This is a genomic window from Enterobacter sp. (assembly GCF_977039595.1).
This window is the reverse complement of sequence record NZ_CDRQYH010000011.1, coordinates 32861-47211: the sequence shown is the minus strand read 5'-3', so window position 1 is coordinate 47211 and position 14351 is coordinate 32861. Positions and strand designations below refer to the sequence as shown.

The window sequence follows — 14351 nt, the reverse complement described above, 5'->3', positions numbered from 1 at the left end:
GCGCGCTCCTTAGACGATCGGGTTATGGACGGTGACGAGCTTCGAACCGTCCGGGAAGGTGGCTTCGACCTGAATATCCGGGATCATCTCCGGCACGCCTTCCATTACCTGATCGCGCGTCAGGACGTGGCGGCCCGCCTCCATCAGCGAGGCGACGGTTTCGCCATCGCGCGCGCCCTCCATGATGAAGGCGCTGATCAGCGCGACCGATTCCGGGTAATTAAGCTTTACCCCGCGCGCAAGGCGGCGTTCGGCAACCAGCGCGGCGGTGAACAGCAACAGCTTGTCTTTTTCTCTGGGGGTCAGTTCCATAACGTTTCTCTTATGTCTGCCAGATACGCGGCGAACAGGCGGTTTTGGTGGTGAGAAGCGGGCGAAGCGACTGCCAGACGTCGCGCATCACCCGCTGGCAAATCAGGTTGTCATCGGAGAGAAAACGCACCGAAAGCAGATCGTCGGTGAGCGTTGCCCCCGCAAAGTGTTCCAGCGGCGCGAGCCGTTCGCGTACCGTGTCGAGATGTTCTTCATTGGCCGGATAGAACAGCAGCGTGCCGAGCCATGGATATCCGGCGACGGGCGTGAGATTGCCGTCGGCAAGGTGCTGACGCTCAATCAGGCGCGGTTCATCCTCAACCCAGACTTCAAGGCGGCTCTCCAGCGTGCCGTGGCTGAAGGTCTCATTGATCACCGGGCGCCCCAGACAATAAAGCTCCCACGCCAGCAGCGTGCTGGAGGTCTTCAGGTGGAAGACGGAGCGCAGCGCGGCATTTGCCCCGGGGAAGATAATGGTGTCCTGCGGCAGCCACTCCAGCGTGGAATCTTCCTCGAGATAAAAATGCTGACTCAGACGAGCCTGCGGGCCGCTGCTGCGATAGAACTTGCTGGCGCCGGGCATCGTGATAAGCACATGGCTTTTGGCGTCCAGCCGAACGGAAATGTCCAGCGTATCGCCGCCCACAATTCCGCCGGGCGGGTGCAGCAGATAAAGGTGGCAGGTTTCCCCTTCGGGATAAAATGGACGCTGAACGGTAAGCGGCCCGACGTGATGAGCGGAGTGCAGTAGGGTTTTCTCAGGGGTGTGACAAAACTGCAGGGCAAGCGACGCCTGCCAGCCTTTGTACGAATTATCAGTGACCTGAGCTGCTAACATGCTGCATCCATCTGCTCATCATCGGGGTCGTTTCAGTATGCCCTGGCAGAAATGAAGGCTGTCATATGAGTCGCTTATGGATGGCGGTTAAGACGAAACAAAAAAGCACGCCCCGGGGGACGTGCTGTCTGACAAACATCGCGATGCCGTTATTTCAGGTGCTCATGCAGCGCTGCGCCTGCCTGCTCCAGGGCAACTTTAACCGTTGGCTCCTGGCTCAGCGGGTTAAGCAGGCCGTAATCGTGGATCATGCCGTTATAGCGCGTGACGGTCACCGGGACGCCAGCCGCATCCAGCTTACGCCCGAATGCTTCACCTTCATCCCGCAGAACGTCCAGCTCAGCTGTCTGAATCAGCGTCTCCGGGAAACCTTTCAACTGCGCGGCGCTGGCGCGAAGCGGAGAGGCCAGGATATTGTTGCGGTCGGCAGCGCTGGTGGTGTAGTTATCCCAGAACCATTTCATCATGTTTTTCGACAGGAAATAGCCGTTCTCGAACTGGTTATACGAGGAAGTATCAAAATTCGCATCGGTCACAGGCCAGAGCATGACGTTGTAGCGAATTTTTGGCCCATTAAATTGTTTTGCCTGCAGCGCCACGGAAGCCACCATATTGCCGCCCACGCTGTTACCGACCAGACCCAGACGGCTACCGTCCACGCCAATTTCCTGACCGTGTTCGGCTACCCATTTTGTCGCTTCATAGGCCTGATTGATGGCCACCGGGAAATGGGCCTCAGGTGACGGCGTGTAATCAACGTAAACCGCTGCGGCGCCTGATGCGCGAACCAGATCGCGGATTAAGCGTTCATGGGTTGGGTAATCGCCCAGCACCCAACCGCCGCCGTGGAAGAACATAAATGCCGGGAGCGTGCCGGTCGCGTTTTCAGGTTTCACTATTTTCAGTTTGATCGCCTGACCATTTACCTGGATCGTTTTTTCTGAAACCTGAGCGGGCGGCAGTTTTGCGCCTTGCTGCGCGCCGATCAGTACCTGCCGGGCCTCCTGCGGGGTCATCTGTTCCATTGGCTTACCCTTGCCGGAATTCAAAACATTAAGAAACGCCTGTACGCCTGCGGTCGGAGCTGGGGTATTGGTGGTTTGAGCGGATGCAGCAGCTGACGCGAAGACGGAAGAAACCAGGATGGCGGTTAGTGTTTTCATGGTGGTACCTCTTTAAGCGCATTTGATCGGATGAGATAACTAAATATCGTGCTACTTAGTTGCTGGCATAATACTTGCGCGCAAGATACTTTTAGTCAAACATTATTTATAATTTTTTTTAGGCAACAGATTCGGAGTTGATAGAAAAATGAAAGAAAACAAAACGCTAGATGATTTACTTTGCTTCTCGCTGTACTCGGTCACCAATGCGTTTGTTCGCCAGTATCGTCCCCTACTACAAGAGATGGATTTGACCTACCCGCAATTCGTTGTTTTGATGGCGCTTTATGAGAAAGACAACATTCCACTTCGCGATCTCAGCGATAAGACGTTTTTTGATTCGGGCACATTGACGCCGCTTGTACAAAAGCTTGAGGCAAAAGGATTCCTCAACCGTATCGCGGTTGTGGGGGATGAAAGGATGAAAAATGTCGTGCTGACCGATAAGGCGAAAGAACTGAAAAAACGGGTGATGGCATTGCCGGACCAGATTCGCTGCAGCATGCGGATGAACGATGATGAGCTTGATATGCTAAAAAAACTTTCCCGAACGCTGCTGGACGATTTGTAAGAACCCTTCGGTGGGGGGGAACCCACCGAAGCGATGTGTCGTTACCGATAGTCCTCCGCATCCACATCATACCCGGACGGCTCCCAGCGGATCGCCAGCAGCGATGCCAGGCCGATAAACGGCGCCAGCGCAATCACCCAGAACACGGCGGTGTCGAGCGACGCCACCAGCAGCGGGAACAGGAACAGCGACAGCGTAGAACTACTGCGCATCAGCGTCTGGTTGAGACCCACGCCCACGCCGCGCAGCGAGGTCGGGTAGCTCAGCGAGGCGAACGTCATGGTATGCGCGCCCGGGCCAAAGCCCTGACCGAAAAGGAATAGCGCCAGCATCGCCACGGCAAGCACGCCTTCAGAGGCACCTTCCGGTCGGCCAATCAGCGCCAGGCCAAGCAATGCGACAAGCTGGCAGGCATAACCCGCAAGCGACATCCGCCAGGCGCCGAAGCGCGGCACATAGCGTACCGCCAGCAGTCCGCCGACGAAGGCAAACAGCAGGTTAAGCGCCAGAGAAATGAGAATGGTGGTGAGCATCGACTGGACAAAGAAGCTGGAGATGATCACAGGCAGGCCAAACGCCACGGCGTTATAGGCAAACGACGAGACGACGGACAGCAGCGTGGCGAGCGTCGTGCGGCGTAAGTAGACGCCGCGAAACAGATTCAGATAGTTTGACCATTTCGCTTTATTCACGACGGGTGCAGGCTGGCCGAGCGCATCCTGCGGGACGTGGGCGTTAATATTGTACGACTGCCGCAAAATCGACGCCGCCTCCTTCAGATTGCCCTGATTCGCCGCCCATACCGGCGATTCGCTCATATAGCGGCTGCGGATGGCGATAATCACCAGCGCTGGCACTGCACCAAAGCCGAGAATTAAACGCCACAGCCAGTCGCTGTGGCTTTCCGGCAGCACGGCGTAGAAGAACAGCACCAGCAGGTAGGAGACGCTGATGGCGGCATACCAGGTGGGGCACCACATCGCGACGCTGGAGGCTTTGTTTCCCGGACCTTTCAGCCTGGCGAACTCGCTTAAAAACGCCATCGCCACGGGAAGGTCGATCCCGACCCCAAGCCCCATCACAAAGCGGGCACCCGCCAGCACATATTCGTTCGGGGCCAGCGCACAGGCGATGGCGGCCACCACGAAGAACACCATATCAGCCATAAAAACGCGGTAGCGCCCGATTTTATCCGTGAGGTAACCGCCGAGCAGCGCCCCGACAATCGCGCCAAAGGTAATTGCCGAGGCCACCATACCGGTCCCGGCGGGCGTCAGGTTAAATTCGCGGGTGATATCTTTTATGCCGAAGGCCAGCGCGCCCAGATCGTAAGCATCGAGGAAAATCCCGCCCAGCGCGATACCGACCACGATGCGGGCATTGGCCCGGCCCTGTGAGCCGTCATTAACGAGGCGTGATACATCCGAAGCGCTGCGCACCCACTTGATGTCGCCATCGGGGTGTTTTTCTGCCGTTGAAAGGGGAGTTGTTTCTGTGATTTCAGCCATTTTCTTCTAATGTGGTTGTGTTGTGTCATTAACAGTTACCACAGGCAGAAGGTGACCAAAATCACATTTGGCTATAAGGCATAACTAACCCTTACGGCGCGTCTTTTTTCTTCCTCTTGAGCTTCGTCCAGATTTTGGTCTCCTGACGACGCCACAGGCGCTGAATATTATCGTGATGACGCAGCAGGATAAGGCAGGAGAGCATCGACACAGGGAAGGTGAACTGAGGTTTAAACCACCAGACGTAGAACGGGGCGATCAGCGCGCTGACGATGGCGCCCAGCGACGAATAGCCGCTCAGCAGAATGGTCAGTAGCCAGGTCCCGGCCATCACGCCGGTTAGGTCCCAGCCGATAGGCGCAATGGCACCAAAGGCGGTCGCCACGCCTTTGCCACCTTTAAAACCGAAGAATACGGGCCAGATGTGGCCGACACATGCCGCAATAGCAATAAGCCCCAGCCAGAACGGCGTGACGCCCAGCGCATACGCGCCCCAGACGGGCAGCATCCCTTTCAGAACATCAAAAATCAAAACCGCTACGGCTGCTCCCTTGCCACCAATTCGTAGTACGTTGGTCGCCCCCGGATTCCCGGAACCATTTTCACGCGGGTCGGGTAACCCGGCGATGCGGCAGACCAGAATGGCGCTGGAGATTGAGCCGCAAAGATAGGCGAGGAGGATCATTCCAGGCGCGATTGCACTCATAACGCTGTTCCGTTTTGAAAATGTATCTGTATTCTCAGCATCTGTGGATAATACGCATAATTCGCCGGAAGTGGTATCCGGTTTAGCCAAAAAGCAGGCAGGTCGTGATGGATATTGTATTTATAGAGCAACTTTCGGTAATCACCACAATTGGTGTTTACGACTGGGAACAGACCATCGAGCAGAAGCTGGTGTTCGATATCGAAATGGGATGGGATAATCGCAAATCGGCAAAAAGCGATGACGTGAACGACTGTCTCAGCTATGCCGACATCAGTGAAACGGTCATCGCCCACGTTGAAGGGCAGCGTTTTGCGCTGGTCGAACGGGTGGCGGAAGAAGTCGCAGAATTGCTGCTGAAAAAATTCAACTCACCGTGGGTGCGCATCAAGCTGAGCAAGCCGGGCGCGGTGGCGCGAGCCGCCAACGTTGGCGTCATCATTGAGCGTGGCACAAATCTGAAAGGCAAGAATTAACGTCATAATTGCTAAACCAATTTAGGTTATACCGGTCTTAAAGCTGTATCTTTCACGGTAGCCGTTGGGGCGACCGTTTTTTTATATCTTTTTAGGGGTTTATAGATGAGCGATATGCACTCGCTGCTGGTGGCGGCAATACTGGGTGTGGTCGAAGGATTGACGGAGTTTTTACCGGTTTCCAGTACCGGCCATATGATTATCGTTGGCCATCTGCTGGGCTTTGAAGGCGATACCGCCAAAACGTTTGAAGTGGTTATCCAGCTGGGTTCGATTCTGGCGGTGGTGGTGATGTTCTGGCGCCGTCTGTTTGGCCTGATCGGTATCCATTTTGGCCGTCCGCCGCAGCACGAAGGGATGAGTAAAGGTCGCCTGTCGCTGATCCATATTTTGCTCGGGATGATCCCGGCGGTGGTGCTGGGTCTGGTTTTCCACGACGCCATCAAATCGCTGTTTAACCCGATTAACGTGATGTACGCGCTGGTGGTGGGCGGCTTCCTGCTGATCGCCGCGGAAGTGCTGAAGCCAAAAACGCCGCGCGCGGAAGGGCTGGACGATATGACGTATCGTCAGGCGTTTATCATTGGCTGCTTCCAGTGTCTGGCGCTGTGGCCGGGCTTCTCGCGTTCAGGCGCAACCATCTCCGGCGGGATGCTGATGGGCGTAAGCCGTTACGCCGCGTCAGAGTTCTCGTTCCTGCTGGCGGTGCCGATGATGATGGGTGCCACCGCGCTTGACCTCTATAAAAGCATCGGTTTCCTCACTACGGGCGACATTCCGATGTTTGCCGTTGGCTTCATCACCGCGTTTATCGTGGCGCTGATTGCCATCAAAACCTTCCTGCAGCTGATTAAGCGTATCTCGTTCATTCCGTTCGCGATCTATCGCTTTATCGTTGCCGCTGCGGTGTACGTGGTCTTCTTCTGACCGATAGCCCTCAGTCTTTTGGCTGAGGGCAGTGTTTTTCCTTCCAGTCAGACACCGCCTGAATTCGCCGTTTCGTGAGTTCTTCGCGAATTTCCGGACCTTTGAATCCCGCCTCGACAACGTCCTTCGTCGGCACCGCTTTTGCTACCTCCCAGGCTTTACGCAGTAAACGCCCCTGCGGATAATCGCACGCTTCAAACCCGGTACGCCCGCGTACGTCAGCCTCGCTGGTGAGCGCAATCTGCTCCACGCGCTGCGGTTTGCGCCAGGCGTCGATGTTATCGAAAAGCTTAACGATGGTGGCCGGTTTGAGGATGGGGAAGGTGTGGATCAAATCGTGAAATTCAGCGACCAGTTTCGCCAGATCGCGGATTTCGTTCGGCACGCGCAGGCGCTGGCACAGCCCTTCGACAAGCTTCACCCCTGCCGGGCCGTGCCCGTGATGCCGAGGCCAAAGCTCTTTTGGCGTTAGGCCTTTGCCGAGATCGTGGCACAGGGTGGAAAAGCGCACGTCCACGTCAGGGCTGAGCATGGCCGCCATGCTCAGGGTCATCAGCGTGTGTACGCCGGTATCAATTTCCGGGTGCCATTTCGCCGGAGCAGGCACGCCAAACAGCGCGTCTATTTCCGGGAACAGCACCTTCAGCGCGCCGCAGTCGCGAAGGACCTGGAAAAAGACCTGCGGGTTGCGCGTTGTGAGAGCATTTTCCGTTTCTTTCCAGACGCGCTCTGGCGTCAGGTGTTCAAGCTCGCCCGCCTCGGTCATGGCGGTCATCAGCGCCATGGTTTCATCGGCAATACGGAAGCTGAGATGGGCGTAGCGTGCGGCAAAGCGCGCCACGCGCAGGACGCGGAGCGGATCTTCAGAAAACGCCGGGGAGACGTGACGTAAAAGACGGTTGCGCAGATCGTCCTGGCCGCCATAAGCGTCAACGATCTGGCCGTTCTCGTCCTGCGCCAGCGCGTTGATGGTGAGATCGCGGCGCAGAAGATCTTCCTCCAGCGTGACGTCCGGCGCGGCATAGCAGGTAAAGCCCGTGTAGCCCGAACCCGATTTCCGCTCGGTACGCGCCAGTGCATATTCTTCACGACTTTTCGGGTGGAGGAATACGGGAAAATCGCGGCCTACCTGCTGGTAGCCCGCGTCGAGCATCTCTTCCGGGGTGGCGCCAACCACCACCCAGTCTTTATCTTTGACCGGCAGACCTAACAACGCATCACGTACCGCACCACCGACCAGATAACTTTTCACGCCCAACTCTCCCGTTTTCTCTTTTCCAGAATGATACGTAAGTCTGGCAGAGAAGACGAATTAGTTCATCCAGCGGTCTTTACGCTTACGGCTTGGGATCAGGTGCGGCAGAACCAGGCCCAGCACCAGACCGACGCCCAGCACGCCGCCGCCATACATAAACCACTGCATGATGATGGTGCGCTGTTTATCGTCGAGCTGCAGATTGGCGGCATTCACTTTCTTCTGCGCGACAATCAGCTCGTTTTTCAGTTTCTGGTTCTCTTCTTTCAGACCGTTAATCACACCGTCGCTTTGCGCTACTTTCTGCTGCATTTCAGCGGTGCGCTGGTTCCAGGTGCCGTCGATGTTGTTCAGCTTGTCGGTCAGGGTCTTTACCTGGTTTTCCAGATCGGGAACGCGCGTGCGCAGGCTTGGCACGGTGCTGAGCTCTTTCAGCGGGATCCAGGAAGTACGACCGGTACTGTCGCGAACCTGACCGTAATTGGTGTCCGCGTTGGTCTGTAACAGGGTGACTTCCTCGCCGGCATTCACCGTGCCCACGAGGCGGTAATTATCTCCGGGGCCACTGCGTACCCAGGTGTTCAGTTCGTCAGAAACGTAACGCTTTTCTTCAGCGTGCACTGCGGTTGCGGCGCTAAAAGCGAGTAAAGTAAGTCCAATCAGGCGTAATTTAAGCATCATTAGTCGTTATTTTCATAAATAGTGGAACGATAGTAGTGGCAACAGTGTCTCTACGCAAAGCATTCGTCAGCAATCAGAATCATCTGTGTCACGACTCTACACATTTACGCCCGACAAATTGCTCATTGCATGGCAATTTGGCGCAAAATACTATGTACTGACAAATAAATGGCGAGGAAGTTCGCCCTCATTGACGCGTCTGTGACGCCCGCAAAAGTACAAGGCTATGGCTCAGGAAATCGAATTAAAATTTATCGTCGAAAAAGACAGCGTTGACGCACTCCGCCAGCATCTGCATACGCTTTCCGGCGAACACCATGCACCGGTACAACTGCTTAATATCTATTACGAAACGCCAGACAACTGGCTGCGCCGCCACGATATGGGGCTGCGCATCCGTGGCGCGAGCGGGCGCTACGAGATGACGATGAAAATTGCCGGCCGCGTGGTCGGCGGTTTACATCAGCGCCCGGAATACAATATCGACATCAGTAAGCCAGAACTTGAGCTGGAACGTTTCCCGGCGGAAGTCTGGCCGGAAGGCGAGCTGCCTTCCGCGCTGGCGGAACAGGTACAGCCGCTGTTCAGCACAGATTTCTGGCGCGAGAAATGGCTGGTGACGGAAGGCAACAGCCGCATCGAAATCGCCCTCGATCTGGGTGAGGTGAAGGCAGGGGAATTCCAGGAACCGATTTGCGAACTGGAGCTTGAGCTGCTGGAAGGGGACGCAAATGACGTTCTGAAGCTGGCGCGCAGGCTGGTGAACCATTCCGGATTACGCCAGGGGAGCTTGAGCAAAGCCGCGCGGGGTTACCATCTGGCCGCCGGAAATGCGCCACGCGTGCTGAAAGAGACGACCATTTTGCACGTTGCGCCGAAAGCCAGCGTTGAACAGGGTCTGGAAGCCGCGCTGGAGCTGGCGCTTTCTCAGTGGCAGTACCACGAAGAGCTGTGGGTGCGAAATGTGAAAAACGCGAAATCCCACGTGCTCGCGGCGATTGCCCTGGTGCGCCATACCCTGGCGCTGTTCGGCGGTATCGTTCCTCGCAAAGCGAGCGCTCACTTACGCGATCTGCTGACGCAAACCGAAACGCTGATGCTCTCGGACGTCTCGGCGCAAACGGCGATCTACAGCCCGCAGGCCGCTTCGGCAAAACTGGCGCTGACCGAGTTTCTGGTGACGCGCGGCTGGCACGCCTTCCTGGATGCGAAAGCCGAGGCCAAAATCGCGGAAAACTTTAAACGTTTCGCAGATATTCATCTTTCCCGTCATGCGGCCGAACTGAAAAGCACCTTTGCGTATCCGCTCGGCGATAAGTATGGCGATCAGCTTCCCCGTCTTTCGCGCAACATCGACAGCATGCTGCTCCTTTCCGGTGCCTACGATGGTCCAAAGGCGCAGGCGTGGCTGGAAAACTGGCAGGGGCTGAAGCATGCCATCGAAACCCGTCAGCATATCGAGATAGAGCATTTCCGTAACGAGGCCATTTCGCAGGATCCGTACTGGCTGCACAGCGGAAAACGTTAACTCTGGCAAGGAACCCCTATAATGCCGCTTTCTTCAGCGTTACAGCAGCAGTGGCAGAACGTTTGCGAACGTCTGCCTGAGTCATTACCGGCGTCATCGTTAAGCGAGCAGGCGAAGAGCGTGCTCGCCTTCAGTGATTTTGTGCAGGAAAGCATCGCCGTCTACCCGGACTGGCTGGCGGAGCTTGAAAACGCACCGCCGCAGGCGGACGAGTGGCGGCACTATGCCGGCTGGCTGCAGGCCGCACTCGAAGACGTAGCGGATGAAGCGACGCTGATGCGCGTCCTGCGCCATTTCCGCCGTCGGGTGATGGTGCGCATTGCCTGGGCTCAGGCGCTGGAGCTGGTGAGCGAAGAGAGCACGCTGCAGCAGTTAAGCGAGCTGGCGCAAACGCTGATTGTCGCCGCGCGCGACTGGCTCTATGCCGCCTGCTGTAAAGAGTGGGGCACGCCGTGCAGCGAGGAAGGGGTTCCTCAGCCGCTGCTGATTCTGGGGATGGGCAAGCTGGGCGGCTGCGAACTGAACTTCTCCTCCGATATCGACCTGATTTTCGCGTGGCCCGAGAACGGCTCCACGCGCGGCGGTCGTCGCGAGCTGGACAACGCCCAGTTCTTTACCCGCCTCGGTCAGCGTCTGATTAAGGCGCTGGATCAGCCGACGCAGGACGGCTTTGTTTACCGCGTGGACATGCGCCTGCGTCCGTTTGGCGACAGTGGACCTCTGGTGCTGAGCTTTGCCGCGCTGGAGGATTACTACCAGGAGCAGGGGCGCGACTGGGAGCGCTATGCGATGGTCAAAGCGCGGATCATGGGCGACAGCGACGACGCTTACGCTAACGAACTGCGCGCCATGCTGCGCCCGTTCGTGTTCCGTCGCTATATCGACTTCAGCGTCATCCAGTCCCTGCGTAATATGAAAGGGATGATCGCCCGTGAGGTTCGCCGTCGCGGGCTTAAGGACAACATCAAGCTCGGCGCGGGCGGTATTCGCGAAATCGAATTTATCGTTCAGGTCTTCCAGCTTATTCGCGGCGGGCGTGAGCCGTCGTTACAGTCCCGCTCGCTATTGCCGACGCTGAGCGCCATCGAGCAGCTTCATCTGCTGCCGGACGGCGACGCGCAAACCCTGCGCGAGGCCTATCTTTTCCTGCGACGTCTGGAAAACCTGCTGCAAAGCATCAACGACGAACAGACCCAGACCCTGCCGGGCGATGATCTTAATCGGGCGCGCCTGGCCTGGGGCATGCGCGTGGATGACTGGTCTACGCTGACCGAACGGCTGGACGCTCACATGGCGGGCGTGCGCCGCATCTTTAACGAGCTGATCGGTGATGACGAAAGTGAATCGCAGGACGATGCGCTTTCCGAGCACTGGCGCGAGCTGTGGCAGGACGCGCTTCAGGAAGATGACACCACGCCGGTACTGACGCATTTAACCGACGACGCCCGCCATCGCGTGGTGGCGCTGATCGCGGATTTCCGTCTCGAACTGAACAAACGGGCAATCGGCCCGCGTGGTCGTCAGGTGCTGGATCACCTGATGCCGCATCTGCTGAGCGAGGTCTGCTCGCGGGCGGACGCGCCGGTGCCGCTGTCGCGCATGATGCCGCTGCTGAGCGGGATTATTACGCGCACCACGTATCTGGAGCTTCTGAGCGAGTTCCCGGGGGCGCTGAAGCATCTGATTACGCTCTGCGCCGCCTCGCCGATGGTGGCCAACAAGCTGGCGCGCTATCCGCTGCTGTTGGATGAACTGCTCGACCCGAATACGCTGTATCAACCCACGGCGACGGATGCCTACCGGGACGAGCTGCGTCAGTATCTGCTGCGCGTGCCGGAAGAAGACGAAGAGCAGCAGCTGGAGGCGCTGCGCCAGTTTAAGCAGGCTCAGATGCTGCGCGTGGCGGCGGCGGACATCGCCGGAACGCTGCCGGTGATGAAAGTGAGCGATCACTTAACCTGGCTCGCGGAGGCGATCATCGACGCGGTAGTGCAGCAGGCGTGGGTGCAGATGGTGGCCCGCTACGGCCAGCCGAAGCACCTTGCTGATCGTGAGGGGCGAGGGTTTGCCGTGGTGGGTTACGGCAAGCTCGGCGGCTGGGAGCTGGGATACAGCTCCGATCTGGATTTAATCTTCCTGCACGACTGCCCGGTTGACGTGATGACCGACGGTGAGCGTGAAATTGACGGGCGTCAGTTCTACCTGCGCCTGGCGCAGCGCATCATGCACCTGTTCAGCACCCGCACCTCGTCGGGCATTTTGTATGAAGTCGATGCGCGCCTGCGTCCGTCCGGCGCGGCGGGCATGCTGGTCACCTCGACGGAGTCCTTCGCCGATTACCAGAAGAATGAAGCCTGGACATGGGAACATCAGGCGCTGGTGCGCGCTCGCGTGGTGTATGGCGATCCGCAGCTCAAAACGCAGTTTGACGTCATCCGCAAGGAGGTTATGACTACCGTGCGTGATGGCAGCACGCTGCAAACGGAAGTGCGCGAGATGCGCGAAAAAATGCGCGCGCACTTGGGCAATAAACACCGCGATCGCTTTGATATTAAAGCCGACGAGGGCGGGATTACCGATATTGAGTTCATTACCCAGTATCTGGTGCTGCTTCACGCCCACGACAAGCCGAAGCTGACCCGCTGGTCGGATAACGTGCGCATTCTGGAACTGCTGGCGCAAAACGACATCATGGACGAGCAGGAGGCGCAGGCTTTAACCCGCGCCTACACGACGCTTCGCGATGAGCTTCATCACCTGGCGTTGCAGGAGCAGCCGGGGCACGTGGCGCTGGACTGTTTTGTCGCAGAACGCGCTCAGGTAACGGCCAGCTGGCAGAAGTGGCTGGTGGAACCGTGCGTAACAAATCAAGTGTGATATTATCGCGCGCAAATTGTGAATCTTTCTGGAGTCAGGAATGAAAGTAACACTGCCAGAGTTTGAACGTGCTGGAGTTATGGTTGTTGGGGATGTGATGCTGGATCGCTACTGGTATGGACCGACCAGCCGCATCTCTCCGGAAGCACCGGTACCGGTGGTTAAGGTCGACACCATTGAAGAGCGTCCCGGCGGCGCGGCAAACGTGGCGATGAACATTGCCTCTCTGGGCGCGCAGTCGCGTCTGGTGGGCTTGACCGGCATCGACGATGCGGCGCGCGCGCTGAGCAAGTCGCTGGCGGACGTGAACGTGAAGTGCGACTTCGTTTCTGTTCCGACCCACCCAACGATTACGAAACTGCGCGTGCTGTCGCGCAACCAGCAGCTGATCCGCCTCGACTTTGAAGAAGGATTCGAAGGCGTTGATCCCGAGCCGCTGCACGAGCGTATCAACCAGGCGCTGGGCAATATCGGCGCGCTGGTGCTGTCCGACTACGCCAAAGGCGCGCTGGCGAGCGTGCAGACGATGATTCAGCTGGCGCGTAAAGCCAACGTACCGGTGCTGATCGACCCGAAAGGGACCGATTTTGAGCGCTATCGCGGCGCAACCCTGCTGACGCCAAACCTCTCCGAATTTGAAGCGGTGGCGGGCAAATGCAAAACCGAGGAAGAGCTGGTTGAGCGCGGCATGAAGATCATTGCTGACTTCGAATTATCTGCGCTTCTGGTGACCCGCTCCGAGCAGGGGATGACGCTGCTGCAGCCGGGCAAAGCGCCGCTGCATATGCCAACCCAGGCGCAGGAAGTGTACGACGTGACCGGTGCCGGTGACACGGTGATCGGCGTGCTGGCGGCGACGCTGGCAGCGGGTAATTCTCTGGAAGAGGCGTGCTACTTCGCTAACGCCGCGGCGGGCGTGGTCGTGGGTAAACTCGGGACCTCAACCGTTTCGCCAATCGAGCTGGAAAACGCGGTGCGTGGTCGCGCGGATACTGGTTTTGGCGTCATGACCGAAGACGAGCTGAAGGTAGCCGTCGCCGCCGCGCGCAAGCGTGGTGAAAAAGTGGTGATGACCAACGGCGTGTTCGACATTCTGCACGCTGGCCACGTTTCGTATCTGGCGAATGCGCGCAAGCTGGGCGATCGCCTGATTGTGGCGGTCAACAGCGATGCCTCGACGAAACGCCTGAAGGGTGAAACGCGTCCGGTGAACCCGCTCGAGCAGCGTATGATTGTGCTCGGTGCGCTGGAAGCGGTGGACTGGGTGGTGTCGTTTGAAGAAGATACCCCGCAGCACCTGATTGCCGGCATTCTGCCGGACCTGCTGGTGAAAGGCGGCGATTACAAGCCGGAGCAAATCGCGGGCAGCGAAGAAGTCTGGGCCAACGGCGGCGAGGTGATGGTGCTCAACTTTGAGGACGGGTGCTCAACCACCAACATCATCAAGAAGATTCAGAAAGACAGTAAGTAAAAAAACGGGCCGTTTGGCCCGTTTTTTTTCACCCTCTC

At 57.6% G+C, this 14351-nt stretch carries 13 protein-coding genes; 6 read left to right on the top strand and 7 right to left on the bottom strand.

Annotation, left to right across the window (positions count from 1 at the left end; translation table 11 throughout):
* Positions 1-9: 9 nt before the first annotated feature.
* From ACWYRJ_RS05680 to ACWYRJ_RS05670, 3 genes are all read right to left on the bottom strand, one after another.
* Positions 10-312: an urease subunit gamma gene (locus ACWYRJ_RS05680; protein ID WP_003862556.1), complete on the bottom strand. Its 303-nt coding sequence runs from the start codon at positions 310-312 to the stop codon at positions 10-12.
* Positions 313-322: 10 nt separating this feature from the next.
* Positions 323-1150 (bottom strand): urease accessory protein UreD, encoded by an 828-nt coding sequence (locus ACWYRJ_RS05675; protein WP_274240894.1) that lies wholly within the window; start codon positions 1148-1150, stop codon positions 323-325.
* A gap of 149 nt (positions 1151-1299) precedes the next feature.
* Positions 1300-2313 (bottom strand): alpha/beta hydrolase, encoded by a 1014-nt coding sequence (locus ACWYRJ_RS05670; protein WP_455507546.1) that lies wholly within the window; start codon positions 2311-2313, stop codon positions 1300-1302.
* Between the two features lie 148 nt (positions 2314-2461).
* Between ACWYRJ_RS05670 and ACWYRJ_RS05665 the strand changes: the two genes are divergently transcribed.
* Positions 2462-2884: a MarR family winged helix-turn-helix transcriptional regulator gene (locus tag ACWYRJ_RS05665; RefSeq protein ID WP_111963297.1), complete on the top strand. Its 423-nt coding sequence runs from the start codon at positions 2462-2464 to the stop codon at positions 2882-2884.
* A gap of 41 nt (positions 2885-2925) precedes the next feature.
* Here ACWYRJ_RS05665 and ACWYRJ_RS05660 read toward each other — a convergent pair whose 3' ends face one another.
* Positions 2926-4392, bottom strand: a complete 1467-nt coding sequence (locus ACWYRJ_RS05660) for an MFS transporter (protein WP_249576915.1) — start codon at positions 4390-4392, stop codon at positions 2926-2928.
* Positions 4393-4483: 91 nt separating this feature from the next.
* Positions 4484-5098, bottom strand: a complete 615-nt coding sequence (gene plsY, locus ACWYRJ_RS05655) for a glycerol-3-phosphate 1-O-acyltransferase PlsY (protein WP_111963295.1) — start codon at positions 5096-5098, stop codon at positions 4484-4486.
* A 107-nt stretch (positions 5099-5205) separates the two neighbouring features.
* Here plsY and folB point away from each other — a divergent pair, with 107 nt between their 5' ends.
* Together folB and bacA are read left to right on the top strand one after the other, a co-directional pair.
* The gene (gene folB / locus ACWYRJ_RS05650; protein WP_023333447.1) at positions 5206-5574 is read left to right on the top strand and encodes a bifunctional dihydroneopterin aldolase/7,8-dihydroneopterin epimerase; all 369 of its coding nucleotides are present in this window, start codon (positions 5206-5208) and stop codon (positions 5572-5574) included.
* A 105-nt stretch (positions 5575-5679) separates the two neighbouring features.
* The gene (bacA, locus tag ACWYRJ_RS05645) at positions 5680-6501 is read left to right on the top strand and encodes an undecaprenyl-diphosphate phosphatase (protein ID WP_008502957.1); all 822 of its coding nucleotides are present in this window, start codon (positions 5680-5682) and stop codon (positions 6499-6501) included.
* Between the two features lie 10 nt (positions 6502-6511).
* Here the strand turns inward: bacA and ACWYRJ_RS05640 are convergent, their stop codons facing one another.
* Both ACWYRJ_RS05640 and ACWYRJ_RS05635 read right to left on the bottom strand, forming a co-directional pair.
* A complete protein-coding gene (locus tag ACWYRJ_RS05640) occupies positions 6512-7753 on the bottom strand; it encodes a multifunctional CCA addition/repair protein (RefSeq protein ID WP_149367612.1) in 1242 nt (413 codons plus the stop codon).
* A gap of 60 nt (positions 7754-7813) precedes the next feature.
* Entirely contained in the window at positions 7814-8434 is a 621-nt protein-coding gene (locus ACWYRJ_RS05635; protein ID WP_024906484.1) for a TIGR04211 family SH3 domain-containing protein, read from the bottom strand.
* Positions 8435-8663: 229 nt separating this feature from the next.
* Here ACWYRJ_RS05635 and ACWYRJ_RS05630 point away from each other — a divergent pair, with 229 nt between their 5' ends.
* Genes ACWYRJ_RS05630 through hldE form a run of 3 tightly spaced genes read left to right on the top strand, consistent with a single transcriptional unit; the run spans position 8664 to position 14313 of the window.
* Positions 8664-9965, top strand: coding sequence for a CYTH domain-containing protein (locus tag ACWYRJ_RS05630; RefSeq protein WP_149367613.1), 1302 nt, complete (start codon positions 8664-8666; stop codon positions 9963-9965).
* Positions 9966-9986: 21 nt separating this feature from the next.
* Complete coding sequence (gene glnE, locus ACWYRJ_RS05625; RefSeq protein ID WP_149367614.1) at positions 9987-12842, top strand: bifunctional [glutamate--ammonia ligase]-adenylyl-L-tyrosine phosphorylase/[glutamate--ammonia-ligase] adenylyltransferase; 2856 nt, start codon at positions 9987-9989, stop codon at positions 12840-12842.
* A 40-nt stretch (positions 12843-12882) separates the two neighbouring features.
* Positions 12883-14313: a bifunctional D-glycero-beta-D-manno-heptose-7-phosphate kinase/D-glycero-beta-D-manno-heptose 1-phosphate adenylyltransferase HldE gene (gene hldE, locus ACWYRJ_RS05620; protein ID WP_455507545.1), complete on the top strand. Its 1431-nt coding sequence runs from the start codon at positions 12883-12885 to the stop codon at positions 14311-14313.
* Positions 14314-14351: the final 38 nt, after the last annotated feature.